The sequence below is a fragment of the Chitinophaga sp. genome, assembly GCF_017745275.1.
Lineage (GTDB): Bacteria > Bacteroidota > Bacteroidia > Chitinophagales > Chitinophagaceae > Chitinophaga.
In genome coordinates this window covers 70,501-85,810 of sequence record NZ_JAGHZS010000004.1, presented here as the reverse complement: position 1 = coordinate 85,810, position 15,310 = coordinate 70,501, and the positions used below count along the sequence as shown (strand labels likewise).

General features: G+C 46.5%; 13 protein-coding genes. 6 read left to right on the top strand and 7 right to left on the bottom strand.

The genetic code is table 11. The features are described 5' to 3' along the window. Window positions 1-61: 61 nt before the first annotated feature. Entirely contained in the window at window positions 62-910 is an 849-nt protein-coding gene (locus J7623_RS13240) for a chromate resistance protein ChrB domain-containing protein (RefSeq protein ID WP_291920780.1), read from the bottom strand. Window positions 911-1,099: 189 nt separating this feature from the next. Here J7623_RS13240 and J7623_RS13235 point away from each other — a divergent pair, with 189 nt between their 5' ends. The 6 genes from J7623_RS13235 (at window position 1,100) to J7623_RS13210 (ending at window position 6,111) form a co-directional block, all read left to right on the top strand. Then, on the top strand, window positions 1,100-1,732 hold the full coding sequence (locus tag J7623_RS13235; protein WP_291920779.1) for a hydrolase: 633 nt from the start codon (window positions 1,100-1,102) through the stop codon (window positions 1,730-1,732). Window positions 1,733-1,845: 113 nt separating this feature from the next. Continuing rightward, window positions 1,846-2,640 (top strand): helix-turn-helix domain-containing protein, encoded by a 795-nt coding sequence (locus J7623_RS13230; protein WP_291920778.1) that lies wholly within the window; start codon window positions 1,846-1,848, stop codon window positions 2,638-2,640. 58 nt (window positions 2,641-2,698) lie between these two features. Next, window positions 2,699-3,583 (top strand): NmrA/HSCARG family protein, encoded by an 885-nt coding sequence (locus J7623_RS13225; protein WP_291920777.1) that lies wholly within the window; start codon window positions 2,699-2,701, stop codon window positions 3,581-3,583. 115 nt (window positions 3,584-3,698) lie between these two features. Then, window positions 3,699-4,568 carry a LytTR family DNA-binding domain-containing protein gene (locus J7623_RS13220; RefSeq protein ID WP_291920776.1) on the top strand — a complete coding sequence of 290 codons (870 nt, stop codon included), beginning with the start codon at window positions 3,699-3,701 and terminating at the stop codon, window positions 4,566-4,568. 120 nt (window positions 4,569-4,688) lie between these two features. Beyond that, the gene (locus J7623_RS13215) at window positions 4,689-5,363 is read left to right on the top strand and encodes a hypothetical protein (RefSeq protein ID WP_291920775.1); all 675 of its coding nucleotides are present in this window, start codon (window positions 4,689-4,691) and stop codon (window positions 5,361-5,363) included. 103 nt (window positions 5,364-5,466) lie between these two features. Then, complete coding sequence (locus tag J7623_RS13210; protein ID WP_291920774.1) at window positions 5,467-6,111, top strand: dihydrofolate reductase family protein; 645 nt, start codon at window positions 5,467-5,469, stop codon at window positions 6,109-6,111. Window positions 6,112-6,177: 66 nt separating this feature from the next. On the opposite strand, the gene J7623_RS13205 is transcribed toward J7623_RS13210, so the two are convergent. From J7623_RS13205 to J7623_RS13180, 6 genes are all read right to left on the bottom strand, one after another. Further along, window positions 6,178-6,483, bottom strand: a complete 306-nt coding sequence (locus J7623_RS13205; RefSeq protein WP_291920773.1) for a hypothetical protein — start codon at window positions 6,481-6,483, stop codon at window positions 6,178-6,180. Between the two features lie 187 nt (window positions 6,484-6,670). After that, window positions 6,671-7,900, bottom strand: coding sequence for a glycoside hydrolase family 27 protein (locus J7623_RS13200; protein WP_291920772.1), 1,230 nt, complete (start codon window positions 7,898-7,900; stop codon window positions 6,671-6,673). An 82-nt stretch (window positions 7,901-7,982) separates the two neighbouring features. Further along, on the bottom strand, window positions 7,983-10,592 hold the full coding sequence (locus tag J7623_RS13195) for a c-type cytochrome (RefSeq protein WP_291920771.1): 2,610 nt from the start codon (window positions 10,590-10,592) through the stop codon (window positions 7,983-7,985). Between the two features lie 386 nt (window positions 10,593-10,978). Continuing rightward, complete coding sequence (locus tag J7623_RS13190; RefSeq protein WP_291920770.1) at window positions 10,979-11,599, bottom strand: sigma-70 family RNA polymerase sigma factor; 621 nt, start codon at window positions 11,597-11,599, stop codon at window positions 10,979-10,981. A 228-nt stretch (window positions 11,600-11,827) separates the two neighbouring features. Further along, complete coding sequence (asnA, locus tag J7623_RS13185) at window positions 11,828-12,805, bottom strand: aspartate--ammonia ligase (protein ID WP_291920769.1); 978 nt, start codon at window positions 12,803-12,805, stop codon at window positions 11,828-11,830. Between the two features lie 342 nt (window positions 12,806-13,147). Beyond that, window positions 13,148-15,232, bottom strand: coding sequence for a family 20 glycosylhydrolase (locus J7623_RS13180; protein WP_291920768.1), 2,085 nt, complete (start codon window positions 15,230-15,232; stop codon window positions 13,148-13,150). Between the last annotated feature and the right edge of the window lie 78 nt (window positions 15,233-15,310).

Sequence of the window (15,310 nt, the reverse complement as noted above, 5' to 3'; positions counted from 1 at the left end):
TTTATAGCCGCAAGTTCATATTACCAACCACCAAAAAATAGAATGAAAAATAAGGTTTGGTCTATTTTTTACTTTTCATCAATTCCTTTTTATAAGCCGAAGGGCTCTTGCCGCTAAACTTCTTAAAGATCCTGGTAAAATGGCTCTGGTCCGAAAACCCCGTGAGATAAGCAATTTCCGTTAGTGAATGGTCGGTAGTGCTTAACAGCTGAACCGCCTTATCGATCCGGAGCTTGCGGATATAATCACCGAATGATAAGTCGTCAAAATACTTTGAAAACTCCCGTGATAAATATGCCGGATGTACCTGCAACGTTTCTGATAAGCCTTTCAGGCTAAGGTTGAGGTTTGTGTCGATCTGGTCCTGGATGATTTCTTTCAGTTCTTTCGCCCAGCCAGGTATTTTCCTGCTGTCTTTTTCCTGCTCAAGAAATTTTTTAAAGATGTCCATCAGCTGGTGTTCAAATGGCTGCTGGGTATGTTTTACATGCTGAAGATATTTCGCCCAACTGTAGAGGGCATCATATAGCAACATGCCTTTTTCCAGTAGTGCCTGGTCTTCCGGCTCATTATATGCCAACCCTGCTGAAATGGCCCATAAACCGGATGCCTGTGTGGCCAGATCATGGCGGTCGGTGTCCGCACCACGCACAATGGGAGCCATTATAAGCACTGCAGGATCTTCAATGTTATGCTTTTTGATAATGTAGTCGAAAGTACACTGGTCCTCGTAATGGGTGTATTCAACACCTGCAATATCAAATGGGATCGCGTTCTCGGCCACTGACCGGGAAAGTACCTCGTTGAAAGGCGCGTAGATAAATGTAGCTTCTGTATCAACAAATCTTTTGATCAGCCACGGACAAGCCAATCGGTCTATTTTAGGGCGTTCACGGGTGATCCATTTCATAAAGCAGTTGCTTGGTAAGGGCTGTAATTTAATGTTGTTTGCGCAATTTATCGATGGCATATGGCGCAATGCCGGAAATATTTGCTCCAGGCAGACTTTCATAGAACAGAAAAGCGAATTGCGCTGTTTTCTTATAGCACCAGCGCTTTCCCAAAGCGATCCGATTCATTCATCTTTAAAAATATTAAAATGAGCAGTATCGTACCTATCAGAGATCCTAAAACTGATCATTTGATATCTCCGCGGAATTCAGCCCTTATCCTGATCGACTATCAGCCATTGCAGGTAAATTCCGTCAGATCGATGGATCATGAACAACTCGTAAAGAATATTGTCACGGTGGCCAAACTTGCCAAAGGCTTCAACCTCCCCGTCATTCTTACTACCGTTAATGTAGAAAGCGGTATCAATAAACCCACTATCAAACATCTCAAAGCCGTATTACAGGATGTAAAGGAAATTGATCGTACAACAGTCAATTCATGGGAAGACAAAGGATTTCAGGATGCCGTAAAAGCACTTGGAAAAAAGAAGCTGGTCATTTGTGCGTTGTGGACAGAAGTTTGTTTATGCTTCCCTGCACTGGATCTTCTGAAAGAAGGTTATGAGGTATATACTATTGTAGATGCGGTAGGAGGCACGTCAACCATCGCTCATGAAACAGCATTGAGAAGAATGGAGCAAGCCGGCGTACAATTATCTTCTGTTACACAGTTTGCATGTGAACTCCAGAGAGACTGGAACCGGCTGGATACCAAGCCTGTATTCTTTGACGCGCTGATGGAAAACGGATCTTTTTTTGTGGAATCGCTGCGGTGGTAGCGTTGCTACGCTGACTGCGGAGCGGGTGGATGGTGGGCATTGGCGGTATTTTTATTACCTTTATTGCAGTACATCTACCCGGCTTTCCATCCTATCATCGAAATCACGCGGCCATGTTTAACTACCAGTTTGCCCAACCACGGCACCAGCTATTAGCACCTTACGTTGAATATTTTGTTCAATTAGACGGCGCAGGAACCTTGTTTAAATCTATTTATTCCCGGCTGAGTACTTCTTTTATCATGGATTTTGATTGCAACACTTTTTATGATGGACAACCACTGAAAACAGGTTTGCTGGGAGTGAAGGAAAGAATTGTCAGATTTAGCCCCATGATGAATCACTCCGCGCCGGCAGATAAATTTTTCGTCAGCTTCACTCCTTATGGCCTGAGTGTGTTTACCAAACAGCCCATGTACGAATTGAATGATGGCGCCATCAGCGGAGAAGATCTTTTCGGCAACAAATTGCACCAGCTGTATGGGCAGATGCAGCCCTTGTCTTTTACCGCACGGGCAGCCATGTTTGAAACATTTTTGCTGGAGAGGTTCATCGCCCCGCATTCGTCGCATCAGCTTATTTTCGGGCTGGCCGACAGTATCAAAAATAATGTAGCAGCTACTCCTTTCAAGCAAGTGAAGCAGCTACCGCTCAGTGAACGGCAGATAGAACGGAATTTCAAACGATATATCGGGGTCAGCATTCGTCGCTTTCTGCAAATTTCCCGTTTTGAAAAAGCCAAACAACTCATTGCCGCACATCCTTCCCGGCGCCTGACAGATGTAGCCCTCCTTGCGGGGTATTATGACCAATCGCATTTCATCAGCGACTTTAAGCAATTTACCGGGGTGAATCCTAAAAATTACCAGGACTGCTGTTACCGGCAGCACCCGATAATGTCGGTCTGATACAATTTTGAGAAAGGGCGCGATGGTAATTTTGAATCTATACATTCAAAGTTATCTTATGCAAAACAGCAAACGCATTATTTTAGTGACCGGCGCTACGGGCCAGCAGGGTGGGGCAGTAGCACGCGCCCTGTTATCCGCCGGGTGGTTGGTGCGCGGATTTACCCGCGATACCACCAGCGCCGCCGCCCGGGAACTGATGGCAATGGGGGTGGAGATGAAAGCCGGAGACCTGGGCAACAGGGCTTCCCTTGATGAAGCGATGGAAGGAGTATATGGTGTATTCAGCGTACATCCGGGACCGTTAGCCAACAACCAGGATGAAACACAGGCCGGTAAAAATGTGACCGACGCAGCCCAAGCGCATCAGGTGACGCACCTGGTATATAGTTCCGCCATTGGCGTGGACCAGGCGGAAGAAACCGGGATACAGCTGGAGAAAGCAGCCGTTGAAAAGTATATCCGTCATTCAGGGATTTCCTATACCATATTGCGGCCGTCTGCTTTCATGGAAAATTTCCTGGACCCGCGGTTCGGCGTACAGGGATCCTCATTTATTACTGCTGCTTATCCCACCACACAAATGCAGTTAATTGCACTGGAGGATATCGGGCAACTGGCAGCACTGGCCTTTGCACACCCCGACCGGTTTAATCACCAGGTCCTTGAACTGGCAGGAGATACCCTAACGCCTGTTCAAATGGCGGAAGCTATGAGCCAAACTACCGGTCTGGAGATGAAGTATGAACAGCTCCCCATGGAAAAGCTGCGGCAGCTAAATCCACGGTTTGCCAAAGGCTACGAAGTTCTGAACGCCAACAAAACTACGAGGGCGGACGAAGCAAGCCTGCGGAAAATCCATCCGGGACTACTGACATTCGACGCCTGGCTACGGAAAAAAGGAGCGGCTAAAATAAAGGCCCGGAACAGTGGAGTGGTATAACAGAAACAGCAGCGGGTGTTTTTAAAGCCCGGCCCCCGCTGCTTTGATATAGGCTGCAGTGATCGAACGAAAATCCGGAAATCACTTATATTCGCCTATCAGCAATCTTATATCAGTGAATTTTCTACGACTACCATTCCCAGGTTACCCGGATATTAAACGGAAGCGCGCATCATCTCTGGCTTTTGGCTTGTTTGTTTTTATTTTCCTTTCCCTGTTTCAACCATTTGGTTTGGCTGGTTATTCACCCGGCCCGCTGCTGCTTGTTTGTGCAGGTTATGGAGCAGTTACCCTTGTGGTGATGTTTACCTGTATCTGGAGCATTCCCCGCTTATTCCCACGGGCATTCGATGAATCTGCCTGGACAGTGGGCCGGCAGATGGGCATGATGCTGATAACTGTCTTCTTTGTGGCCATCTGTAATTTTCTGTATTCCCGCTTTCACCTGCATGCCGGATTTTCCCTGCGGGCAATGCTGTTATTCGGCGGAATGACGATTGCCGTCAGCATAATTCCACTTACGGTATTAATATTATATAATCAACTGAAGTGGCAACGTAAGTACGCCGGTGAAGCAGCGCTGATGAATGCACATGTACAGGAAAAGAAGCAGGAGGCGCCGGAGCCTCTTTCCATGGCGTTAAACACGATACGTATACCTGCGGAGCAGTCTAAAGATGATCTTACGCTGGAGGCGGCGCAATTAATCTGTATAGAAGCGGCGGATAACTATATCCGGGTGTTTTACGAAAGTGAAGCCACCCTGAAGCAGGTATTGATACGTGGTACGCTGAAAGGGGCGGCTGAAAGCCTGGAAGGAAAGGCGCATTTTTTTCGCTGTCACCGTACCTGGCTGGTCAACCTGAACCGGGTAGAAGGTATCAGCGGGAATGCTGCGGGTTATAAATTACGGCTGCAACTGATGCCGGTGGAGGTGCCGGTATCGAGAAACCTGCACCGGGAATTGTCGGATCGGTTACAATAGCTTTTCCATTCACCCCTTTACCCCGGAATGCTTTTCCATTCACCCCGGAAGCTTACTGGTAGCCCCTTTTGAAAAATAAACCCGTTGGAACAGTTCATTTTTGCAGAAACGATTTTTTGTATGCAACACCTGTTCCAGACACTTCTTATCCTGCACATCATCGGTGGTACCCTGGCATTGATTACCGGCTCTTTTGCCTCCCTCACCAAAAAGGGCGGACGCGCACATCGCCTGAATGGAAAACTTTTTACTGTAGGTATGACCATTGTTTTTATCACAGCCGTGGGCATGGCGCTGCTCAAATCACTGACCTTTTTGCTGATGGTGGGCTTCTTTAGTTATCATCAATTGTTGCGGGGATACCGGGCATTGTACCTGAAGAAACTATACCAGGGCCTGCGTATGGGCTGGCCGGATTATCTGATTAACGGTATCGGCGGGGCCTTCAATCTCTGGCTCACCGTATGGGGAGTCGTGGTTATTATCAGCCAGCATGCTACGTTGGGCTATGTTGCCATTTTGTTTGGTGGCATCGGCCTGCAAAGCGTAGTAAGAGATGTCCGCAAGTTTTATGTATCTCCCAAAGAAAAACAAGACTGGTTCTTTACACATATTTCCGGGATGTCCGCTGCGTATATTGCTACCGTAACGGCTTTCCTGGTGGTGAATGTTCATTTTTTACCCGGACTGATTGTCTGGACAGCTCCTGCCATCGTGGGATTGGTGGTGATCAATATCACGATCCGGAAATACCGTAAACAATTTGCGCCGAAGAAAGTGACGGAAGCAGTATAGCCACTTGATTTCTTTTGATTGTCGTAAATCGCCCCTTAAATTGTCTCTTTGCCCCCTCGCTTGCTAAATAAGGGTGAGCTACATTTGGATAAATCTTTACGTCATGAGAAAATTAATGATGAAAATGTCAATGACCAGCGACGGGTTTGTTGCCGGTCCCAACGGGGAAATGGATTGGCTCTTCAAAACAGGTGACACCGAATCAGCCGCCTGGGTGTGCGAACTTATCCGGACAGCGGGAGTTCACGCGATGGGCCGCAAAAGCTTTAATGATATGGCGTCTTACTGGCCAACTTCCAACCTGCCTGTTGCAGAGCCCATGAATGCCGCTCCCAAGGCAGTGTTTACCCGCAAAGGAATGGCTGGTTTTGATGCAGCCGACACTACCAACGCCTTAAAAAGTGCCCGGCAATATGATACCGCTACCGGTGTACAGCCAGCGGTAGAACAATCACCTGCTGCTGCTTCCTGGGCTTCGCCACGGATTTTTACCGGTGATTTAGCCAAGGGCATCCGGGAACTTAAAGCAGAACCAGGTAATCCTATTCTTGCACACGGAGGTGCGGGATTTATGCGCAGCCTGATTGCCACCGGCCTGATAGATGAATATCATTTAGTCACCCACCCGGTTGCCATTGGAGCAGGGATGCCAATATTCAGCGAGCTTATTGCGCCGCTTTACCTGAAATTAGTGGATGTGAAGGTGTTTCCGAAAGGCGTGATTGCACGTACTTATCATCCGGCATAAGTTGATAATAAAATCATATGATGGCGTAAGAAGCAGTTAGCAAATAGCTAACTGCTCACTGTTACATCACATTAATGCACAAGGGAAGCTGGCGTACTCGTAATAATCCTGGCTGATAGTACCATCGATCCATTCATAGTGATAGGTGCATTTGTACCGGTTAGGCCGGGTGCTGATTAGAACAGAGGAAGTGTACCAACGGATACTTCTCGTACATACGTTGTTGATACATTTCTGGTATTCCGCGTTACAATTAGTACAGTCTACTTTGGCTTTTTTGGTTACACGTTTGTCTTTGTGGCCGTTGGCGATGCTTTGATTAACGGCAAAGGTTAGCAGGAGCGCGGATGCGCCGATCAGGAGTTTTCTCATAAATGTTGAAATTATTGGTTAACGAATACCGTAATTTAAATAAACAGGGATTATTTCCCGGGTAAAAGACAGGACTACTTATCAAGGATAAAAGTATGTCGTATTTGTACTGTAAGAATACGGGGAGAGTGCCGCCAGATTGCAGCAAGGGCCGGTAAACCGGGCTTTGTTTACCAGCCGTTTGTTTTTAGTTTTTTGTGAAGACGTTAAACGGCTTGCTGCTACCCGTCAGCTTCAGTACAATCACCCCGTGTGGCGGAAGGTGATAAACGGATTTTTTTCCGTTCAGTATTTTTGTATCCTCATGTTTCCACAAATCACGGATGGTAACTCCTTTGTCCGAATGGAGGCCTACTGTATCCACATCCAGTTCAGCTACAGCCGGTGCATCGGTGGTGTTGAGCAGTGCTACGGCTACCTCTCCGCTGGTGACACTGATTAGTGGCTTAGCCCACAGCTGTACGCCCAGCGTATCGCGAAACTTCCTGGCCTGGTAACAAAGCGGGTCCTGGTTCAATGCAATCACTTCTTTATTGGTGATGATAGATAGTGTTTGCGGAGATATCTTCCGGAGATCATTGCCCAGCAGCAGGGGAGAGTTCATGATACACCACATGGAAAAATGACTTTTGTCTTCTTCATAAGTCATACCACGCCCTACCTGCAACATATCCATATCGTTGAAGTGCCCGGGAGAACAATAAGGCCACAGGTCTGTGTTGAGCGCAATAATCCGTAGAATAGACGCGAAATGATTATCGATATCGCCGGAAATCCGCCAGGAGTCAGCTACGAGCGGCGCCCATTTACCGGGAAACTGCCAGCGGCAAATATTGAATACTACTTCCGGCTTGATGCTATTGATCCAGTTGGAAATTTGTGTGTAGCGTAATTGTTCATCCAGCCCCAGGTCTTTTCCACCGCACCAGTCTACTTTCAGGAAATCATATCCCCATGTTTTCAGCAGCAGCGTGAGATCCTGTTCGTCATGTCCATATAGTCCGGAACCATATCCAATGGTATCGTGGTCCCACATAGATGCACACGTATTTATACCGGCTTCGGAATAGATCCCGGCTTTCAAACCCTTGCTATGGATGTAATCCGAAAGTCGTTTCATGCCGCCGGGGAAGCGTTGCGTGTGATGCAGCAATGCTCCTTTTTCATCACGGCCACCAAAGAAACCATCGTCGATATTGATGTAAGTATAGCCGGCTTGTTTCAGCCCATTTTGCACCATCGCGTCGGCTTGTTCCCGGATCAGTTGTTCATTAATATGAACACGGAAGTTGTTCCAGCTGGCCCAACCCATGATAGGTGTTTTAGGTTTGGACGGTACGTTTTGCGCCATGGCCAGGTGTGCGAAACACAACAGGCAGATGGCCATGAATGTCCATTTCGTTTGCTTAGTTATCATGTGTAGCAAATTAGTAAAAAAAATTACGGATTGAAAAGGAATATATCTCCTCATCAATCCGTAACTGATATGCTGAATGATATTATTTCTTCTGCTGCGACAGGAAGGTCACCAGTGATGCAAACTCTTCGTACGACAAGGCATTCGCCAGGCCTGTTGGCATCATAGATGTTTTCAGTTCCTTACGGGTAAGGATATCCGAAGTTTTAATCGTGGACACTTCGCCCGCAATATTTCTCATCACTACTTTAGCAGATGTTTCTTCTGTTACAAATCCCATGTAGGATTTGTTGCCTTTCGCGGTAATCATCACAGTAGCAAATCCCTGGGAGATAGAAGCGTTAGGTTTGAGGATGGATTCGGCGATCTGCTCGCGGTTCATGATAGAGCCGATTTGCCCCATGAACGGACCTTTCATGACATCGCCTTTATTGATAGCATGACAGGCAACGCAGCCCTGTTGGGTAAACAGGATCTTTCCTTTCGCAGGATCTCCTTTTAATTTATTTACCGCTAACAGTACATCTTCGATAGATGATTTACCTACCTGGCCTTTTTTACTTTTGATTTTTTCCAGGTCCACCTTAGGCTCTTTCGCCACCGGGGCAGCTGGTTTTTTCTCTGCCGCAAAAGCAGGAATATTCATCCTGTTGCGGGCATCGAGCTCTCTGTAGAATGCCAGGCCGGTAGGACCTGCTTTCAGAGATGTTGCTTTCAGGAATTTTTCGATCGCCGGAGATCCTTCCCAGGTAACGTCTTTATAGTACGGACCATGTGAATCCGGTCTGGTACCCCACCACCAGGATGCATCATACGTATCTTCTTTTTTATACAGACGCGCCAGTGTAACGAGGATCTGTTTTTTTACTTTCTCATTTTTAGCAGTAGCATAAGCACTGATCAGGCCATTTACAGCTTTGGTATCATGCATATAGCGCAATGCCCATAAAGCGAGGGTGGAATTTTCCGTGTTGATAGCCGCTACTGCAGCATCTACCGCGTGCATATTCACCAATGCCCGAACGGCCAGGTGAGGTAATATAATAGCTGCGTTAGGTGTAGCATGAGGCCCTTCTATATCTTTTACCGGTGCTGTAAAGGAGGCAGGTACTTTGGTTTCCAGTAACGCATTCGCCGTTTCGATACGGTTTAAACGTCCCAGTCCTACGATTGCAGCCGACTGTACGCGTGGGTTAGGATCTTTCAACCCAGCCAGGAAAGGCTCAGATGAAACGTCGTTCAGGAAAGCTTTTCTATCTGCCAAAGCGCGCAATGCATGTTCTCTTACGGCAGGATCTTTTGCCAGGTTTGTTAAGGTAGCGATACCTTCTTTACCGGCTGCCTGTGCGTAGGTATAAAGACCTGCAACGCGTGCATATAATGGTAATTGCTCATCGGAAGCAATGGCTAATGCCACTGATTTATCACCACGGGCAATTAACTCCTGGGAAGCGCTCAAACGTGCTACAGCACTGTTTGATTTCAGCATGTTAGCCAGATCCGCTGCAGCAGCCTTGGCTACATCAGGAAATGCTTTATAAGTCCAGTCGTTAGGCACCACGCGTACTACATAACCTCTGTCGGGGCTACCGGAGTAACCGGCGCCATCCCAGGCAGAGAGGTAAAGTCTGCCGGAGCCATCTACATCCACATCAGTGATCTGTGGCAGTTCAATAAAGTCTTCATCTTTTTGTGTAAACGTAGGGCCATCCGGTGTTACGCGATGAATGTATAACATGCTGCGTCCCCAGTCAGCCATCATGGGAACGTTGGTGTATTTCTCGGGCCAGCCTGGTTCTGCCATGTATAAGGCGCCGGTGCCGGAGCCACCACCGAGATCCGCCAGGGCGGGGATGATTTCATCGGTGAAATGCTGGAACAATACAGGGTAGCCATATTCGCCGGATTGAATGTGGTGGGAAAAACGCACATTCCATCCACCACCATCATTGGTGTTTTCACGGGTGAAAACATTCATGTAAGGGTCAATAGCTACGTCGTATACGTTACGGGTACCGTGTGTGAATACTTCCATTTCGGTACCGTCAGGACGTACCCGCACAATACCGCCGCCCAGCATGGTCAGTTTCTTGCCGGAGCGATCGGTGGCATCATGGAATCCGAAATCACCTACGGCAATATAGATCCAGCCATCGATGCCCATTCTGATACCATTGGTGGCGTGGTCGGTACCACGTTCCTGGATATATTTGGTATTGCTGAGATGTTCAATGAGTGGTTGAGCAGGACCATCGGCCTTGCCATCGCCATCTTTATCTTCAAAAACAACGAGGGCCATACCGGTAGCTTTACCGGTTTCTTTGGAAAAGGTGGTATGTAATACATATACCTTGTTGCCCTGCACAATGATGCCGCGTGGATTATCTACCACAGCAAACTCCACGTGCTGATCCATTTTGCCGTCATTGTCTTTATCAATGAGTTTCAGGATACGGCCCTTTCCCATATCTTTCCCTAATGAACCGATCATGTCCACACCTACGAATACTTCGCCGGTAGGCGCCACTGCAAGGCAGGCGGGGCTGGGCGTTACATCAGGACCAACGAATCGGGTGATGTTTAATTCCGGTGGATTCGGACGTCTGGTTGAGGTGGGGGGATCCCCTAGAAATGATTGCGCGCCAATAAATACTGCAAGCGGATAGATCAGGCCGAGTGAAAATTTCATCATTTTGTTCGCTGTGTTAATAAAATAGTATTAGTCAATGCTTTATCTCAAGCATCGGTCAAGATAGAAAAAATAAATTTTGATACAGCAATTATTTTGGGAATGGTAGAATTGCGCTGTGTTTGTCGGTTTCCATGGGTTGAATGGTGAAAAATACCGCGTTACTATTTGCGGAATCACAATCAAACAGTTTTATCTTTTTTAATACGTGTCTGGTGAAAGTTTCTCCTTAGCAACGTTATGTATAAGCGAAAAAGCTTGTAAGTGCTACTTACAAGCTTTTTAATAATCAGCATGTTGATAGGTGGTGGATAGTAGGTTTTTAGGAGGATATTGGTAAAAAATAAGTTAGATACAGGGAGATAAAAAAGACGCTTTACTTCCATGCATCAGGCAATGCCCAGGTATGTCATCACATGCTTCACCACCCGGTCGCAACGCGAGTAGTGGAAGCTGTATAGATGGTCTTTCATATAACTTTGAAGGTTTTCCCGCAGCATGGTTTTGGCGCGGTTTAAACGAGCTTTTACATTCACCTCTTCGATGCTTAATGCGGCTGCAGTATCGCGGACGGACATCTCTTCAATTTCCCGGAGCATGAATACCAGCCGGTATTTCTCCGGCAATTCCCCGATTGCCCGTTCCAGCATATTACTGAGTTCTTTGTTAGCTAATTCATTTGCCGGCGTTTTCATGTCAATAAAGTTATAGGGTTCATTTTTGGCAGAAAGGCGATACGGGGCCTTTCTTTTCTGTTCCACGCTTTGGTTGAGCATAATATGAATCAGCCAGGTACTGAACATGGAACGGTAGTTGAAATCGGATAAATGTTGATATGCGTTGATATAGGTAGTTTGAATAGCGTTGGCCGTTTCAGCTTCATTGGCCAGTACCGACATGCCTATTCTATACAATCGCTGGGTGTACCTACGGATAAGTACCTCAAATAGTTGCTTTTCACCAGCTAATATTCTTTCAATGATTGCGGTGTCAGCAACTGTTGTTGTCATTGGGGTTGACTTTTCCTTCATATAATAGCCCTCGCTGAAAAATGCTTTATCTGTTAGATGAACAGAATGAAAAAAGGTTACAAACTTTTTTCATTAAAAATTTTCCGGCAAAAACTGTCACCTTTTATAGGCGCATTGAGGTTTGATCAGGCTGGCCATGATACAAAAAGACCCACCAGGATATCTCCCGGCGGGCCTTTTATTCCGCATTCATAAAAGCAGTATGCCTTACGGCCATATGCTGGCCTGTACTTCGGCAATATGTTTCTGTTGTAAGAGCAGCATGCAAAGCCTGGACTGGCCAATACCGCCGCCCATCGACAAAGGGTAAGCATTATTTAATACGTGGCTGTGAAACTCCATTTCAGCGCGGTGTGCACAGCTTTTGGCGTCAAGCTGTCTGCGCAGGGCTGCGGCATCTACGCGGATCCCCATGGAGGAAATTTCCAGTGCAGCATTGAGGGCGGGATTCCAGATGATAAGATCACCGTTGAGCCCCGTATAGCCATTGTCGTTAGGGGTGGTCCAGTCGTCGTAGTCCGGTGCGCGGTCGTCATGCACCTGGTTGTTACTCAGCGGGCCGCCGATACCGATGATGAAGATGGCGCCAAATTCTTTTGCACAGGCGTTTTCCCGCTCTTTGGGCGACAGGTTGGGATATTGTTGCAGCAGGTCTTCACTGTGTACAAAATGCAGGGTGTCCGGCAGTTGAAGGCCAGGCAATCCTTCTTCCTGTATTCTGTGGTTGGTAGCACGCAACGCCTCGTATATGGCTTCTACCGTTTCTTTCAGGTAAGGAATATTTCTATCGGTAACCGTGATATGTTTTTCCCAGTCCCACTGATCCACTAAAAAACTGTGGATAGGCGAGGTAACTTCATCAGGCCTGATGGCGCGCATATCTGCTACGATACCTTGTCCGGCAGGGATTTCCAGCTCATGTAAACGTTTCCGTTTCCATTTGGCGAGTGATTGCACAATTTCAATACCGTTATCTACACCCTTTAATTTAAATGAAACAGGTTTTTCAATGCCATTGAGATCATCATTCAAACCGGTACCTGATTTAACAAATAGGGGAGCGGCAACTTTGGTGAGGGAGAGTTGCTTGCATAACTGCATAGAGAAATAGTCCTTAATAAAGGCGATGGCCTTTTCTTTCCCCAGCAGGGTAGTGTAGCTGGTTGTTTGTGTAGCGGATGACATAGATTTTTTTACTGATTTTTTGTTTTGATGTGGATGATTTAATAAATTTTATTAAAAAGATGCTTTTGTGATATAAAAGTCATTAAAATAATCAAAACGGTAAAATATTTTTAATGAAAGCTAAAAATATTCGGTTTTTGTTCAAAAAATCAGAAAAAAAATTGGTGAAAATTAAAAAAAGAGGCTCTTATTGAAAAACATTCGGGGGAATAGTGTCTCAAAACCATATCTCAGTGGCACTTTTGAACACTGGTAACGCCTTGTAGCCAGTTGTGAATAAAGAGAAAGGCGGGATTTAATCCCGCCTTTCTCTCCTGTTACATCTCCTGCCAGGTAATTGAACTACCCTTTTTTAGCAGGCATTATTTTGTTATAAACTTTAAGATCGCTGATATATCCTTTAAAGCTGTTAACAGTATCACCAATGTGTTGCAACGGAAAAAAGAGTGTTTGCACAATGGCTCTCTTACTTTTTGTTTCCGGAAATTGCTGCATACCACCTTCCAGCTTTTCTATCAACACGCCATTCACATATAATGAAGTCCCTTTATTATTTCCTGTGATCATGATATGTGTCCATTTTTCTTCCGGCACAGTATATTGGAAAGAATAATGATAACCTTCCCGGGAGAATCCAAGCCTGTCGGTTTGTTGTTGCCGTAATTTCACTACGGCATCCGGAGAAGAGAAAAGTACGGCATCGGCTTTATTACCTTTTTCCGGCCATAGATAGAAGGATACCGTATAGTCGTAACCGATACCTACATAACCGGTTTCCGCATGGCTGCCCGCGCCCTTCAGGTGTATGGCATGGCGCCCTTTATAGTGTCCTGTTACGGCCTGATGTAATACTAATTGGCCGGATAGGGGAAGGAGGGAATCTTCTTTCTGCTTTCCCCTGATATTAAGCCCCGGGCCTTCATCAAGCAGGATGGCGTGGCGGGCAAAGGTATCATAGTTCATGTCCTGTTTTTTACCGGACCACATCTTTTCTGCCAGCACCTGCATGGCAGGAAATACCCTGTCGTGTACATCTTTGGCAGTAATGCCGTTGCCTACATGGTCATTCCACACGGCGAAGGAACCACCCTTTACCTGGGGATTGTTTTCATCAAATACCTGGTCGCCAATCATAGATGGTGTCCATTTATCGTAGAGGTTTTTGAGATCCAGGTAGTCGTAGTAATAACCGGCTGCCGGTACAATGTAAAGCCAGCCATCAGGTGTGCTGATGGCATTGTAGCCCAGTTGTAGCATGGCTTTTGGATCTGCATAGCCATTATACCATAGGTTCATGGTGACGCCATCCACACGCACCGGTGTATTACCGGCATTATTGGTGAGAGAGCCCCACATCCTTACCTTTTTGCCGTAACCCTGTACCAGGTCGATGTAGTGATTCATGAAACTGCGAAATTGCTCTGATTCTTTTTTGCTGTATTCGTCTGTTCCTATATGCACTTCTTTGCCCCTGAATACGGGATGGGGCCCTTGTAGGTATTCTTTGAACACATTGTCGATCACTTCATAGGTTTTAGGATTGTAGAGATCCAAATGATCCATCCCATATTTACGGCTGCCAATTTCGGGAAACAATTTTGTAAAAGCGAGAGAATGGGCAGGTACATCTATTTCAGGGATGATATTGACACCAAAGCTATCGGCCATTTCCTGTAATGCAATGAATTCGGCTTTGGTATAATGCCCGTCTTTGGCAGTGAGTGCAGGATAAGTGCTGCTCTCGAGTCGAAACGCGCTGTACGTACTATCCCAGTTGTTATGAAAGAATTGTTTGGGGCCCTGGTCATTCAGGTGCAGGTGGAAGTCACTCATTTTGTAGTACGACATGAACCGGACGTATTCACGTAAAAATTCGATCGGGAAAAATTTCCTGCCAGCATCCAGTACAAAACCCCTGACGGGCCATTGCGGCGCATCAGTAATACTGCCACAGGGAATTGACGTTGATTGTGCCAATAACTGTAACAGCGTCCGCGTGGCCCAGAAACAGCCTTTTGCCGGTCCGTTGATGCGAATGCAGCTGTCAATCACCAGCCGGTATGCTTCCGGGTTTCCGGAACTATCCGGAGCGAGTGTAAATAGCATATCGCCTTTCTGTGGCCTTGGTTTTTCGTCGACAGCAAGTTTAATCACCCGGCCGGGATAAGCGGCGGTAAGATCCGCTTTAAAAATGGTGAGATAAGGTTGTAATGCTGCCAGATCCTTCGGCGCTATCACTATTCTCCCGGATGATGGCAGTATATACTTACCGGTATCTCCTTGCCACGTGTTGACTGCCGGAATGGTGAAGGGCTTGCTGTTGACAGGGCTTTGGGCAAATGTCTTATGCGGCACTAGTAGCAGCACCACCATCATCAACCGGAATAGATAAGGAAAAATACATGTAGGGAATGATTTTTTTTTCATGTGTTCACAGTATTTAAGAGGAATGGGAAATCCGGGCAGGCCATCATTCCCTTGCTAAAATAACTCAAGATCCGGTAG